At 71.8% G+C, this 13,223-nt stretch carries 12 protein-coding genes; 4 read left to right on the top strand and 8 right to left on the bottom strand.

All coding sequences use genetic code 11. The annotated features are described in order from the left end of the window. Window positions 1-104: 104 nt before the first annotated feature. From BM287_RS16185 to BM287_RS16175, 3 genes are all read left to right on the top strand, one after another. Window positions 105-1,346: a DNA polymerase domain-containing protein gene (locus BM287_RS16185; RefSeq protein WP_090041541.1), complete on the top strand. Its 1,242-nt coding sequence runs from the start codon at window positions 105-107 to the stop codon at window positions 1,344-1,346. A 66-nt stretch (window positions 1,347-1,412) separates the two neighbouring features. After that, complete coding sequence (locus BM287_RS16180) at window positions 1,413-5,360, top strand: Pls/PosA family non-ribosomal peptide synthetase (RefSeq protein WP_090041538.1); 3,948 nt, start codon at window positions 1,413-1,415, stop codon at window positions 5,358-5,360. Beyond that, window positions 5,357-6,658, top strand: coding sequence for a M1 family metallopeptidase (locus tag BM287_RS16175; RefSeq protein ID WP_090041534.1), 1,302 nt, complete (start codon window positions 5,357-5,359; stop codon window positions 6,656-6,658). The genes BM287_RS16180 and BM287_RS16175 overlap by 4 nt, the downstream gene beginning before the upstream one ends. Here the strand turns inward: BM287_RS16175 and BM287_RS16170 are convergent. The 4 genes from BM287_RS16170 to BM287_RS16155 all read right to left on the bottom strand — a co-directional run bounded on the left by BM287_RS16170 (window position 6,631) and on the right by BM287_RS16155 (window position 8,801). Further along, window positions 6,631-7,308: a 4'-phosphopantetheinyl transferase family protein gene (locus BM287_RS16170; RefSeq protein WP_175463937.1), complete on the bottom strand. Its 678-nt coding sequence runs from the start codon at window positions 7,306-7,308 to the stop codon at window positions 6,631-6,633. The two genes, BM287_RS16175 and BM287_RS16170, sit on opposite strands and share 28 nt — an antisense overlap. Before the next feature lie 105 nt (window positions 7,309-7,413). Then, on the bottom strand, window positions 7,414-7,995 hold the full coding sequence (locus tag BM287_RS16165) for a carboxymuconolactone decarboxylase family protein (protein ID WP_090041532.1): 582 nt from the start codon (window positions 7,993-7,995) through the stop codon (window positions 7,414-7,416). After that, window positions 7,982-8,317: a hypothetical protein gene (locus BM287_RS16160; protein ID WP_090041529.1), complete on the bottom strand. Its 336-nt coding sequence runs from the start codon at window positions 8,315-8,317 to the stop codon at window positions 7,982-7,984. The genes BM287_RS16165 and BM287_RS16160 overlap by 14 nt, the downstream gene beginning before the upstream one ends. A gap of 76 nt (window positions 8,318-8,393) precedes the next feature. After that, entirely contained in the window at window positions 8,394-8,801 is a 408-nt protein-coding gene (locus tag BM287_RS16155; RefSeq protein ID WP_175463936.1) for a hypothetical protein, read from the bottom strand. Between the two features lie 462 nt (window positions 8,802-9,263). Here BM287_RS16155 and BM287_RS16150 point away from each other — a divergent pair, with 462 nt between their 5' ends. Next, window positions 9,264-9,770, top strand: a complete 507-nt coding sequence (locus tag BM287_RS16150; RefSeq protein ID WP_090041527.1) for a DUF2231 domain-containing protein — start codon at window positions 9,264-9,266, stop codon at window positions 9,768-9,770. Window positions 9,771-9,855: 85 nt separating this feature from the next. Here BM287_RS16150 and BM287_RS16145 read toward each other — a convergent pair whose 3' ends face one another. The 4 genes from BM287_RS16145 to BM287_RS16130 all read right to left on the bottom strand — a co-directional run bounded on the left by BM287_RS16145 (window position 9,856) and on the right by BM287_RS16130 (window position 13,222). After that, a complete protein-coding gene (locus BM287_RS16145) occupies window positions 9,856-10,497 on the bottom strand; it encodes a hypothetical protein (RefSeq protein ID WP_139230713.1) in 642 nt (213 codons plus the stop codon). Window positions 10,498-10,603: 106 nt separating this feature from the next. Further along, window positions 10,604-11,272: a hypothetical protein gene (locus tag BM287_RS16140; RefSeq protein ID WP_139230712.1), complete on the bottom strand. Its 669-nt coding sequence runs from the start codon at window positions 11,270-11,272 to the stop codon at window positions 10,604-10,606. 112 nt (window positions 11,273-11,384) lie between these two features. After that, window positions 11,385-12,383, bottom strand: coding sequence for an ABC transporter substrate-binding protein (locus BM287_RS16135; RefSeq protein ID WP_090041521.1), 999 nt, complete (start codon window positions 12,381-12,383; stop codon window positions 11,385-11,387). 83 nt (window positions 12,384-12,466) lie between these two features. Beyond that, entirely contained in the window at window positions 12,467-13,222 is a 756-nt protein-coding gene (locus BM287_RS16130) for an ABC transporter ATP-binding protein (RefSeq protein WP_090041518.1), read from the bottom strand. Window position 13,223: the final 1 nt, after the last annotated feature.

Below are 13,223 nucleotides of genomic sequence, written 5' to 3'. Positions count from 1 at the left end.
GGGAGGGAGGGGAGGGAGGCGCGGCCGGGAGGGAGGGAGGCGGCCGGGAGGGAGGGGGGCGGCCGGGCCTGGCCGGGGCGGGGCGCGGCGGTTACGGTGGCGGCATGAGTCCGTCGTCGACGTCCGAGACCTTCCTCGAGGTGGAGGGGAACGAGGTGCGCATCTCGAATCCCGGCAAAGTCGTGTTCCCGGAGCCGGGGCTGACGAAACTCGACCTCGCGCGCTACTACGTGGCGGTGGCCGACGGCGCCTTGCGCGGCGCGGGCGGCCGGCCGATGGTCCTCAAGCGGTTCGCGAAGGGACTTTCGCAGGAGCCGTTCTTCCAGAAGCGGGTCCCCGAGAACCACCCGCCCTACATCGACACCGCGACCCTCCACTATGCGAGCGGTACCTCGGCCGAGGAGGCGGTCGTGCGGGATGCGGCGGGCCTCGCCTGGGTGTCGAACCTCGGCTGCCTCGACCTCAACCCGCATCCCGTCCGCGCCGAGGACCTCGACCATCCCGATGAGCTTCGCGTCGACCTCGACCCCATGCCGGGCGTCGACTGGCAGCAGATCGTGGACGTCGCCTTCGTCGCCCGGGAGGTGCTCGACGATCACGGCCTCGTCGGCTGGCCGAAGACGAGCGGCTCGCGCGGCCTCCACATCCTGGTCCGAATCGCTCCGCAGTGGGGTTTCGCCGACGTGCGCCTCGCCGCGGAGACGCTCGCACGCGAGGTGGAGAACCGGGCTCCCGGGCTCGCGACCGCGCGCTGGTGGAAGGAGGAGCGCGGCGAGAGCGTCTTCGTCGACTTCAACCAGAACGCGAAGGACCGCACCGTCGCATCCGCCTACTCCATCCGCCCGCTGCCCGACGCGCGCGTCTCCACCCCGCTCGACTGGGACGAGGTCCGCTCCCGCCGGCCCGAGGAGTTCACCGTGCCGACCGTGCTCCGCCGCTTCGCCGAGCGGGGCGACCCGCACGAGGGCATCGACGACGCCGTCGGCTCGCTCGACGCACTGCTCGCGCTCGCCGCCGAGCTCGGACCCGCCGAGAAGCCGCCGCGCTCCGGCGATGCGGCCGGCCGGCGCGTCTCGCAGATGCCGCTCATCGAGGTCGCGCGCACCAAGACGAAACCCGAGGCGATGGATGCGCTGGAGCGCTGGAAGGCCGGCAACCCGGCGATCGCCGCACAACTGCATCCCGCCGACGAGCTGGTCGACGGGATGCGCGGCTCCAGCTCGCTCTGGTACCGCGTCCGGATCAACCTCCAGCACGTGCCGGAAGCCGACCGCCCGGAGCAGGGCCCGCTGCTGGCGGACTACGACCCGTGGGCGGGGAGGCAGTGGCCCGGCCGCGAGCGATGACAGCGGATCCACGCTCCAGACCGCCGCATTCACCGGAACTTAACCCGGTGTCCGTAGCATGCGCTCGTGGCCGATGCTCCCGATACCCTGCCGACCGGCGTGCTCCGCCGCGGCGATGACGCACCGGACGCGCGCACGCTGCTCGACATCCTGAGCGAGACGTCGCGGCGCTTTCCGGACGCCTCGGCGCTGGAGGATGCCGCCGGCGCCCTCAGCTACCGGGAGCTCCTGGCCCGGGGCGCTGCCGGCGCGGCGCGCCTGCGCGAGAGCGGCGTCCGGCGCGGCGACCGGGTGGGCGTGCGGATGAGCTCCGGCACCCGCGACCTGTACCTCGCCATCCTCAGCGTGCTCGCGGCTGGCGCCGCGTACGTGCCCGTGGACGCCGATGACCCGGAGGAGCGGGCCGAGCTGGTCTTCGCTGAGGCGGCGGTCCGTGGCGTTCTGACCGACGCGGGTCTCATCCTGCGCGGCGAGGCGGTTCCGCGACCGCTCTTCGCCCCGGTGGCGCCGCATCCCAGCACCGCCGCCCTGCCCGTGATGGAGCCGCCGCGGCCGGAGGACGACGCCTGGGTGATCTTCACCTCCGGCTCGACCGGCACGCCGAAGGGCGTGGCCGTGCGGCACCGTTCCGCGGCCGCCTTCGTCGACGCCGAGGCCCGCCTGTTCCTCCAGGAGGAGCCGATCTCGCCGCACGACCGCGTCCTCGCCGGGCTCTCGGTCGCCTTCGACGCCTCGTGCGAGGAGATGTGGCTGGCATGGGGCCACGGCGCCTGTCTCGTCCCGGCGCCGCGGTCGCTGGTGCGGACGGGCATGGACCTCGGCCCGTGGCTCTCCGCGCGGCGGATCAGCGTGGTCTCGACCGTCCCCACCCTCGCCGCGCTCTGGCCGGTGGATGCGCTGGACAGCGTCCGCCTGCTGGTCTTCGGCGGCGAAGCCTGCCCGCCCGAGCTGGTGACCCGCCTGGCGGTGCCCGGCCGCGAGGTCTGGAACACCTACGGCCCGACCGAGGCGACGGTGGTCGCGTGCGCCGCCCCTCTCGTGGCCGGTGAACCCGTGCGGATCGGCCTGCCCCTCGACGGCTGGGATCTGGCGATCGTGGATGCGGACGGCCGTCCCGTCGCAGAGGGCGAGAGCGGCGAACTCGTGATCGGCGGCGTCGGGCTGGCGCGCTACCTCGACCCGGCGAAGGATGCGGAGAAGTACGCGCCGATGCCGACCCTCGGCTGGGAGCGCGCGTACCGCAGCGGCGACCTCGTCCGCTTCGACCCGGCGGGCCTCTTCTACCTGGGTCGCGCCGACGATCAGGTCAAAGTGGGCGGCCGCCGCATCGAGCTCGGCGAGGTGGAGAGTGCGCTGCAGCACCTCCCAGGAGTCTCGGGCGCGGCCGCGGCGGTCCGCCGATCGGCCGCAGGGAACGACGTCCTGGTCGGCTACCTCGCGGTGCCCGACCCTGACGCCTTCGACCGCGGGGCTTCGCTCGACCGCCTCCGGGAGACGCTGCCCGCGGCGCTGGTCCCGCTGCTCGCGGTGATCGACGAACTGCCGGTCCGCACCTCGGGCAAGGTCGACCGGGCGGCGCTGCCCTGGCCGCTCGAGGACACGGAGAGCGACGGCGCGGCCACCGACGACCCGATCGCCGACGCGCTCGCGGCCGACTGGCGCAGCGTGCTCGGGCTCGCCGCGTCGAGTCCCGACGACAACTTCTTCGAACTCGGCGGCGGCTCGCTCGCGGCCGCGCAGCTCGTCTCGCTGATCCGCCGGCGGCATCCCGACATCACGGTCGCCGACATCTATGCGACACCGCGCTTCGGCGCCATGGTGCAGGCGCTGGCCGAGAGCTCGCCGTCGCCGTCGGCCGCCTCCACTCACGTCGTCCCGCCGACACCGCTGAGGATGCGCGCCCTGCAGACCGCCCTCGGCGTGCCGCTGTTCATCCTGGCGGGCATCCGCTGGCTCCTGTATCTCCTGACGGCTGCGGCGCTGCTCCGGCCGCTCGGCGGCTTCGATGTGCTGCCCGACCCGGACCCGGTGTGGCTGGTGGCCGGCCTCCTGATCTTCGTGACGCCGTGGGGACGGATGGCGATCGCCGTCGCCGCCGCGCGGCTGCTGCTGGCCGGGGTGAAGGCGGGCGACCATCCTCGTGGCGGCGGCGTGCACCTGCGGTTGTGGCTCGCCGAGCAGGTAGCCCACCAGGTCGGCGCGGCGAGCCTGGCGGGCGCTCCGTGGATCCTCTACTACGCCCGCGCACTCGGCGCGACGATCGACCGCGGCGTCGACCTCCACACCCTCCCACCGGTGACCGGGATGCTGCGCATCGGCGCGGGCGCATCCATCGAACCCGAGGTGGATCTGGCGGGCTACTGGATCGACGGCGACGTCGTCCGCATCGGCGAGATCCGGATCGGCGCGGGCAGCTCGGTCGGCGCCCGGAGCTCGCTGATGCCGGGCACAAAGATCGGACGCAACGCCACGGTCGCTCCCGGGTCGGCGGTCTTCGGCCGGGTCCCGTCGGGCCAGCACTGGTCGGGTTCGCCGGCCGTGCGGGTCGGTCGCGCCGGCGACTGGTGGCCGGAGGTCCGGCCGCAGCGGCGGACCCGCTGGGTGGCGGCGTACGCGGTCGCCTCCACGGTGGTCTCGGTCGTGCCCGTGTTCGCGCTGTCCGTCGGCGCGGCCGTCGTGGCGGCCTTCGTCCGGGGAGCGGCGGGCTGGGGGGAGGTCGCCGCTCGCGCCCTGGCCGGACTCGTTCCGGGGACGCTCGCCGCCGGAGTCGTCCTGGCCGCGCTCGTCGTGGTCTTCGTCCGCCTCCTCGGCATCGGGATGCGCGAGGGCGTGTACCCGGTGCGGAGCCGCGTGGGATGGCAGGCGTGGTCCACCGAGCGCCTGCTCGACCTCGCCCGCACCATCCTGTTCCCCGTGTACGCGAGCCTGTTCACACCGGTGTGGCTGCGGATGCTCGGCGCCCGCGTCGGCTCGGACGTCGAGGCCTCGACCGTGCTGCTCCTTCCGCGCATGACGCGCATCCGCGATGGCGCGTTCCTCGCCGACGACACGCTCGTGGCCTCCTACGAGCTCGGCGGCGGCTACGTCCGCATCGCGGGCGTCGACATCGGCGCCCGGGCCTTCCTCGGCAACTCCGGGATGGCCGGCGCCGGCAACCGCGTACCGCGCGACGGCCTCGTGGCGGTGCTCTCCTTCGCGCCGCGCAAGGCGAAGCCCGGATCGTCGTGGCTCGGATCCCCGCCGGTGCGGCTGCGCCGGCGCGCCCAGGAGGGCGACCTGAGCCGCACCTTCCAGCCGCCTGCCGCTCTCCGGGTCGCCCGCACGGCGTGGGAACTGCTGCGCATCGTGCCGGTGATCGTGTCGTGCGCCGTGGGCCTGGCCGTCGTCATCGCCCTCGGTGCGGTCGACTCCGCGTGGGGTCCGGGCTGGGCGGTCGTGCTCAGCGGTCCGGTGCTCCTCGTCGCCGGGGCGGCGGCCGCCGCGGTGAGCACCATCGCCAAGTGGGCCCTGCTCGGGAGGCTGAAGCCGGGCGAGCATCCCCTCTGGTCGTCGTTCATCTGGCGCAGCGAGGTCTCGGACACGTTCACGGAGATGGTGGCAGCGCCCTGGTTCGCGTGGTCCGCGGCGGGAACACCCGCGCTGGTCTGGTGGCTGCGCAGCCTCGGCGCCCGGATCGGGAGCGGCGTGTGGATCGACAGCTACTGGCTCCCGGAGGCCGACCTCGTCACGCTCGGCGACGCATCCACCGTCAACCGGGGCTGCGTCGTGCAGACGCACCTGTTCCATGATCGAATCATGAGCATGGACCAGGTCACCATCGAGCGCGGCGGAACCCTCGGCCCGCACAGCGTCATCCTCCCTGCCGCCGACATCGGCGCCGAGGCGACCGTCGGGCCCGCCTCGCTCGTGATGCGCGGGGAGACCGTGCCCGCCGGCAGCCGCTGGAGCGGCAACCCGATCGGCCCGTGGCGCGAGGTCGTCGTCCGGGACTACCGCGCTCGGGTCCGCGGATGACCGACGGCGGACCGCACGCCTACCTGCCCCGGTCGGGCACCGACGACTACGCCGTCCAGAGCTACGACCTCGACCTGACCTACCGGGTGGCGACGAATCGGCTGGACGCGACGGCCATCATCCGTGCGACCGCCCGGGTCCCGCTGTCCGGGATCGTGCTCGACCTGGTGCATCTGAAGGCGAAACGGGTCCGAGTGGATGGGCAGAAGCGCGTCCGCTTCAGCCAGACGCCCACGCACCTCCGGATCACCCCGGCCGGACGCATCCCGGCGGGCGCGGAGTTCACCGTCGAGGTGGCGTACGACGGCTCGCCCGCGCCCCGCCGCACCCGCTGGGGCACGCTCGGCTGGGAGGAGCTGTCCGACGGCGTCATCGTCGCCGCGCAGCCCTCGGGTGCTCCCACCTGGTTCCCGTGCAACGACCGCCCGGCGGACAGGGCCACGTACCGCATCCGCGTCACCACCGAGCAGGCGTACACGGTGCTCGCCACCGGCGAGCCGGTGAGCCACAGCGTGAGCGGCGGCCGGGGCACCTGGAGCTTCGAGCGCCTCGAGCCGACCGCGACCTACCTGGCGGCTGTGCAGATCGGCCGCTACACGCTCGAACCGCGGCGGACCGGCGACGTGGAGTGGCTGCTCGCCTATCCGCAGCCGCTCGCCGAGCGCGTGCTGCACGACTTCGAGCCGGTCGGACGGATGCTGGAGCGCTTCCAGGACCTGTTCGGGCCGTATCCCTTCCCGTCGTACACGGTCGTGGTGACCGAGGACCCGCTGGAGATTCCCCTCGAGTCGCAGGCGATGGCCACCTTCGGTTCGGAGCACGCCGACGGCCGCGGCGACTCCGAGCGGCTCATCGCGCACGAGCTCGCCCATCAGTGGTTCGGCAACAGCGTCGGCCTGGCCTCCTGGCGCGACATCTGGCTCAACGAGGGCTTCGCGTGCTACGCCGAATGGCTGTGGTCGGAGGCGTCCGGCGGCCTGTCCGCCGGCGTCCTGGCCCGATCGCACCACGCTGCTCTGCGCCTGGCCAGGAAGGATCTGCTCCTCGGCGACCCCGGCCCGGACGCGATGTTCGACGACCGGGTGTACAAGCGCGGCGCCTGCCTGCTGCACTCCCTCCGGCGGAAGCTGGGCGACGACCGGTTCTTCGCTCTGCTGCGCGGGTGGACGGCCGAGCACCGGTTCGGCACGGTCACCAGCGGCGACTTCGAGGCGCTCGCCGGGCGGTTCTCGGCTGAGCCGCTGGAAGGGCTCTTCGACGCGTGGCTCCGTCAGACGGCGTTGCCCGCGCTGTCCTGAGGGCCGGCGATCGCGCGGTCGGCGCTGTTCGCGCGTTCGGTCGCGACCGTTACGATGCATCCCCCGAGCCGCATGGTCCGCAGACCGTAACGGCGCCCGTCGAGGCGGGCGCTGCGCCTCGCGATGCCGGGCATCCCGAAGCGGGGCATCCCGAAGCGGGGCATCCCGAGGCGGACGGCATCGGGCGGCAGCCGGAGGCCGCGTCCATCCGCCTTGAGCACGGCCTCGATCGCCGTCCACCGCTGCACCGCATCCCCGCGCCCGGGCGCCAGCTCGTCGATCGCCGCACGGCGCTCGGACGAGGTGCTGACCGGCTCCGCGTCGATTCCCACCGGTCGGCGCGATGCGACGGCGATGGCGACTCCGCCGCAGTGCGTCAACGCCAAGTACAGGCTTCGGGATGCGCCGTCCAGCCCCGCCGTCGGGCGGCCGTGGGACAGGCCGCACTCCGGGCATCCCGCCTGGACGACGATGCCCGGCTCCCCCATCCGCGCGGCGGCCGACCGCAGCGCCGCCCGACCGGCCAGGAACCGCCCCTCCCGCTCCGTGTCGCCCCCGAACGATGCGAACCGCTCGCGGTCGCCCGGCGACAGGAGCGACACGAGTCGCGCATCCACCGACCCGTGCCGGACGACGGCTAACTGCGACATCCCGCTCCCTGCCGTCTCGGGCTCGGCTCGGGGCCGGCAACCGTCAGGCCGGACATCAGCACCAGGTCGGCCACTCGGCCAGCGTATCCGGGTCCGACCGGAGCATCAGGAGTACCCGCGGCGCAGCAGCATCCCTGCGGACTTCTCGAACTCCTCCTCCGTCGGAATCGCGAAGTCGAGCGCGTTGGCGTATCTCGTGATCACGTTGAACACCGCGGCCACTGCGGCGGCGTCACGCAGAGCGTGGCTGTCGACGCCCGCGCGGTGAGCGGCCTCGACATCAGCGGCGGCGAGCGCGTCCGGCTCACGGGTCATCTTCTGGATGAAGGTCAGCGCCGCTCGGAGCCGCGTGGAGATCGGCGCCGTCGTGTGGTCCGCGAGCGTCCGCTCCACGACGTCCCGGTCGAGGCCGCGGACGGCGATGGCACCGTGAGCGCCGACGCAGAACGGACACGAGTTCCACGCGGCCACGCACGCCGCCATCAGCTCCCGCTCCGAGACCGACCAGGCGCTCGGCCCTCGCATCGTCTTCTGCGTCCACTCCCCCAGGCTCGGCCCGGCGAAGCCCCGATCGTAGAAGGCGACGCGAGCGGCATCCGGCAGCCGCATCCCCGAGACGCGCGAGATCATGCGGATCAGCGCCCGGTGCCACGGCGAGTCGCCGCGCTCGACGTCAGTCAGCCGCATCGCCGGCCTCCGTCATCGCTCGCAGGGCCGCATCCCATCGTCGCAACCCCGCTCCCGCTGCGGCGGCGAACACGAGCTCGAAGGCCGCCTTCTCCGATCCCGCGGCGTCGCGCACGGCCCTCACCTGCGCATCCGTGACGCGGGACGAATCCTCGCGGATCTGCCGGACCAGCGCCCCGTACGGCTCGGCGAGCGGATCGCCATCCGGTCCGGCCTCCACGGCTCCGCGCCGCACCCGCTCGTCGAGGATGCCGCTCCCGGTCACCGCGTCCCGCACTCGCTGGGCGTGCTGCTCATGCGTCCGGATGATGTCCCGTGACATGCGGCGACTCTACGCGCCGCCATCCTCTGCGTCGACGTCCGGCGCCGGACGGACGCGCCGGACGCGCCGGACCGCGCTAGAGGTCCGCATCCCCTGTCCGTCGCGCCGATCCGACCGTGGGCCGGTCCTGCCCTGACGGGAAGAACACCCTCACCGGCAGCAGCAGCCCGATCAACGAGAGGACGATGAAGACGATCTGATGGATGTGGTCCGTGCCGGGCGGGAGGTTCCCGAACAGGTGAGCCGCCCAGAACACCGGGTAGAACCAGAGCGCGCCCCACGCCCATCGTTCGACACGTCGGTAGGGCAGAAGGACGATCAGGCCGCCGAACAGACCGAACCCGATCGATGCCAGACCGTCGGCGCGATACAGCAGCTCGTCCCCGCCCATCGGCACGACCGCGATGACGAGACCGAACACCAGGATCCCGGCGCTGACGATCGCGAGACAGATCCATCCGATCCGCACCATCGTCGTCTTCACGGGCCTCACCCTACGCCGCGAGGGTGGCTTCCCGGGGTGGGGAATCGAAGGAGATCGGGCGTCGAATCTCCTTCAGATGGCAGTACTGAAGGAGATTCGAACGGTTTTCGTCCGAGTCTCCTTCGCTGTCCGCCGCAGCCGCCGCAGCCCGCCGCAGCCGCCGCAGCCGGCGCAGCCGGCGCAGGCGCCGCAGCCGGCGCAGGCGCCGGCGGCCAGCGTGCGAGCGGCTTGTGCGGGTCTGCGTAACGTATGCGGTCGGGCGAGCACCCGCAGACGTTACGAACCACAGCACACACCGTCCCGACCTCGCAGATGGAGCATCCCGGCCGGCCCCTGCGAGCCGGGAGGAAGCGACTCCGCTTCTAATGCAGCGGATCTTGACAATAGAACGGTGGAGGCCTACCGTCCGTGCCGTGATCGGCGGCACCGTGGCCGCCTGCCGCACAGGGAAGGGAGCGTCCCATGGACCACGAACAGACAGCACTGCAACGGGCCAAGCACCCCCGCACCGTTCTGGCGGGTCCGTACGGCCATCCCCTGCACGGCATCCTGATCACCGTTCCCGTCGGGACCTGGATCGCGGCCCTCGTCTTCGACATCATCGCCTTGATCTCCGGCGATCAGGCACCGTTCGCCGCCGGAGCGCGAACGCTGGTCGCGATCGGCGTCATCGGCGCCCTGATCGCCGCGATCTTCGGCTTCATCGACTTCAGCGGCATCCAGGCCGGGACGCGCACGCGGGCGATCGCCCTTCGCCACATGATCGCGAACCTCCTCGCCGTCGCGGTCTTCGTCGTGAGCTTCATCTTCCGGCTCGCCGAGGGCGACCATTTCAGCGTCGGTGGATTCGTGACCACCATCATCGGCATCCTCATCATCGGGTTCTCCGGGTTCCTCGGCGGAGAACTCGTGTACCGCTACGGCGTCCGAGTGGCCGACGAGGCCACGCAGGAACGCGGCTACCAGTGACCTCCTGACTCGATGGATGCGGTGGATGCGGTGGCCGCAGTGGATGCGGTGGCCGCGGCCGAGTCGCGCGTCGTCAACGGTTCGGTCAGAGTCCGAGGCTCGCGGTCGCCGTGGTCCAGTCCGTGGCGATCGCGTGCTGCGCGGCCGTCAGCGGCACCCGGCCGTCGCACACCGCCGCTGCCAGAGTGTTCTCCACCCGGTCTTTCGGGTTGTTGAACCCGCGGGCCGCGCTGGCGTTGGGCTCCGGCCAGAGGTTCGACACGGCGTTGGTGCCACCCAGCTCCAGCGGCACCAGGTGGTCGTACTCGATGGTGGGCTGGTAGCCGAGTCCGTAGTCCCCGAGGGATTCGTGTTTGGCCGGGCCGGTGTCGGACTGGGGCGGGCGCACCGTGGCGGTGTAGCCGTGAGCACAGATCGTCTGTTGGATGTTCGCTTGCGTCACGCCCGGATCCACTGCGCCTGGGGTGCAGGCTGCGTCCGGGAGGACGAGGCCATTGCTTGCGTCGCGGATCCGCACGTGGCATTGCCCGGCGTGCAGCTGCTCGTCGACCGCGACGTGTCCCGGTGAGTGCACCTGCCGGAGAGCGTCTCCGGTGGGGATCGGCGCTGTCGCGTTCGCGCCGGCGGCGGGAGGCTTCGGAGCCGTCGTTGCAGCGTAGCCGGCGACGACGATGATCAGGACGGCCAGAGGCATCGAGATCGAGATGACCGTGTTGCGGCGCCTCAACGTTCCCCTTCCGTGCTCGACCTGTCCGAGCACGGTCGGCTGAGCTATGAATTCCGAGTGGCCATTCTCCCCGAATCCGATCCCGCAGACGTCTCCCCACGCCGCATCACCGAGTCGCCGCCGCGCTGCCGGTGAGTTCGTGCCGCGAGAACGTGTAGACGAAGCAGTAGTAGGAGCGCGTTCCGGTCGCCCACTTCGCGCTGGTGTCGGGGTAGCGCAGGTCGAGCTGGACGTCCTCGTTCCAGATCGCCACCCAGTGCCAGTCCAGGAAGGGTTCGCAGAGATCGCTGACCTGGCTGTCCAGCGCGGCCGTGCCGGGGAAGGATGCGGTGGCCGGCTCCGGGAGGACTCCCTTGGTCAGGAGCTGGGCGATGTGCGGCGCGGCGCAGTCGACCACCGGGTAGCCGTCCGCCCATTTCGAGTCGTAGGTCTGGAGGCAGTCGCCGGACCTGAGCGAGCCGACCGGCACTGCCGGGCCGGTGAGGACGCGCGTCGGCGTCGGACGTGGGGGCAGGCCGAGCGGAGTCGGCGCCGGTTCCGTCTCGCGCGGCTGCGGCGACGCCTGCCGGGGTGCCGAGGACGAGACTGCTCGAGCGTCTCCGACGCGCAGGCCGGCCGCGAGGAAGCCGACCGTCAGGAGCACCACTCCGACGACCGCGGTTGCGGCGACGAGAAGGAGCCATCCCCGGCGCGAGAGCCCCTCCGGCTTCGTCTCGTCGGCCGTCTCGTCGGCCGTCTCGTCGGCCGTCTCGGCCGCGGTCTCGTCCCTGCCCATGATCTGCCAGTGAACACCCGCCACAAGGCCGGTCCGGTGAGAACCGCTCGAAACAGCCTCCAACCGCAGGCGGGTCGACGGCGGGGCTGGCCCAGAGGCGGCCCTCACCGCCTCACGAGGCCGGCAGGAACTTCCGGTCGATGAAGGTCGCGTAGTCGGGGAGGGTCGTGCTCGACGGCAGGTTGCCCGCCGTCTTGGCCCACGTGCCCAGCGACGTCAGTTCGGAGGGCAGCTCGGACGGCAGCCCGATGGTGTAGTCGAACTCGGGAAGGATCGTCTTCACGAGCGACGGGGAGAGCTGCGTGGCCGTCGCCACTGCGCTCACGGCGGCGTCCGACCGCGTGGTCAGGTCGTGGCCGGCCTTGCCGAGGGCGACCTCGAAGGACGTGAGGGCAGCCGACTTGCTCGCGACTGCACTCGTGGAGGCCAGGTAGAGGCTCTGCTGAACGTATGTCCCCTCCGCCGGTTGGAGGATGACGGCATCGCTGCCCAGGGCCGAGATGACTTGCTGCTGGAACGGCTGGAAGATCGAGACGGCAGGGACGTTGCCCTGCTGCATCGCCGTGACGATGGCGGATGGCGCCACGTTGAGGAGCTGGCCATCGACATGGGACTGCTTGAGGAAGCTCGACCCGAAGTAGGCGGCGCTGGTTCCGAGCGGAGTGCCGATCTGCCGTCCGGCCAGGTCGGCGGCGCGGGAGATGCCGGCCTTCTTGCTTGCGACGATCACGGAGCCTTTCCATCGCGAACCGTCCGCGATGATCTGCATGTTCTTCGAGCCGGCCAGAATGGCCGACACGGGAACGTCGGCGGAGGTCGTGACGTCGACCTGCCCGGCGGCGAGCGCCTGGAGCGCCTGGACGCCCGTCGAGAAGTCGATGACCTTGACGTTCAGCCCCTCCGCCGTGAAGTAGCCTCGGGTCTCGGCGACGGGGACCTGGGCCCAGGAGGGGTCCGGCACGAAGCCGACCGTGAGGTTCTTCGAGGCGGATCCGCTGCCATCGGCGGAGGCGCTCGAGCCGACGCAGGCGCTGAGCGAGGCGATGATCGTCACTCCGACCGCGACGATCGCGAGCCGGGTGACGATGGGGCGGCGAGGACGTACGAGCATGGGGGGCTCCTTCAGGATGCGATGCGATGCGGAACGGGGAGGGATGGGGGTGCGGCCGGCGAAGTCTCGGCGAGTGGCGCTGCCTAGACCTCGATCGTTTCGTGGAGCTCGTCGTGCAGCCGACGACGGAGGTCGCTGTAGCCCACCGCCTCGGCGAGCTGCCCCGCCGGGCGGTCCGGCGGCAGAGGGTTTTCGATGGTCGCGGCCAGTCGACCGTCGCGAAGGACGAAGATCGTCTGCGAAAGCCGGATCGCCTCATCCACGTCGTGTGTGACGAAGACGACGGTCCGGCCGAGCCTGGACCAGAGGTCTGTCACGAGATCCTGCATGCGGAGCCGGGTCTGCGCATCCAGGGCGGCGAAGGGCTCGTCCATCAGCATGACCTCCGGCTCGCCCGCGAGCATGCGCGCGATGCCGGCACGCTGACGCATGCCGCCGGACAGTGCCGCCGGGCGCTGGCGCTTGACCTCGAGAGGAAGGCCCGCAAGCGTCAGGAGCTCGTCGATGATCGGCTCCATGTCCCGCTTCGGCGTGCCCTTCGCCTCCAGGGCGAACGCGACGTTCGCGCGGATCGTGGCCCACGGGAACAGGATGTCCCGCTGGAAGACCATGCCCCGGCTCGGGTCGCGGCCGACGACCGGCGAACCGTCCGCTGTGACCGTTCCGCTCGTGGGCGTCTCGATTCCGGCGAGGCAGCGCAGGAGGGTCGACTTGCCGCTTCCGGACGGCCCCACCAGGACGACGAACGAGCCGGACTCGATCTCCAGATTCACGCCGTCGAGGGCGGGTGCGTACTTGCCTTTGTAGGTGACCCCGAGGTCTCGGACTGCGAGATCCATG

The organism is Leifsonia sp. CL147 (genome assembly GCF_900114565.1).
GTDB lineage: Bacteria > Actinomycetota > Actinomycetes > Actinomycetales > Microbacteriaceae > Leifsonia.
Note: the sequence above shows the minus strand (reverse complement) of the source record. Positions and strands in the feature narration are given on the sequence as shown.

Excerpts from the sequence above, each read along its gene's own strand:
- BM287_RS16185 (WP_090041541.1), top strand. The coding sequence starts at position 105 with ATGAGTCCGTCGTCGACGTCCGAGACCTTCCTCGAGGTGGAGGGGAAC.
- BM287_RS16175 (WP_090041534.1), top strand. The coding sequence starts at position 5,357 with ATGACCGACGGCGGACCGCACGCCTACCTGCCCCGGTCGGGCACCGAC.
- BM287_RS16170 (WP_175463937.1), bottom strand. The coding sequence starts at position 7,308 with ATGTCGCAGTTAGCCGTCGTCCGGCACGGGTCGGTGGATGCGCGACTC.
- BM287_RS16165 (WP_090041532.1), bottom strand. The coding sequence starts at position 7,995 with ATGCGGCTGACTGACGTCGAGCGCGGCGACTCGCCGTGGCACCGGGCG.
- BM287_RS16160 (WP_090041529.1), bottom strand. The coding sequence starts at position 8,317 with ATGTCACGGGACATCATCCGGACGCATGAGCAGCACGCCCAGCGAGTG.
- BM287_RS16150 (WP_090041527.1), top strand. The coding sequence starts at position 9,264 with ATGGACCACGAACAGACAGCACTGCAACGGGCCAAGCACCCCCGCACC.
- BM287_RS16140 (WP_139230712.1), bottom strand. The coding sequence starts at position 11,272 with ATGGGCAGGGACGAGACCGCGGCCGAGACGGCCGACGAGACGGCCGAC.
- BM287_RS16135 (WP_090041521.1), bottom strand. The coding sequence starts at position 12,383 with ATGCTCGTACGTCCTCGCCGCCCCATCGTCACCCGGCTCGCGATCGTC.
- BM287_RS16130 (WP_090041518.1), bottom strand. The coding sequence starts at position 13,222 with ATGGATCTCGCAGTCCGAGACCTCGGGGTCACCTACAAAGGCAAGTAC.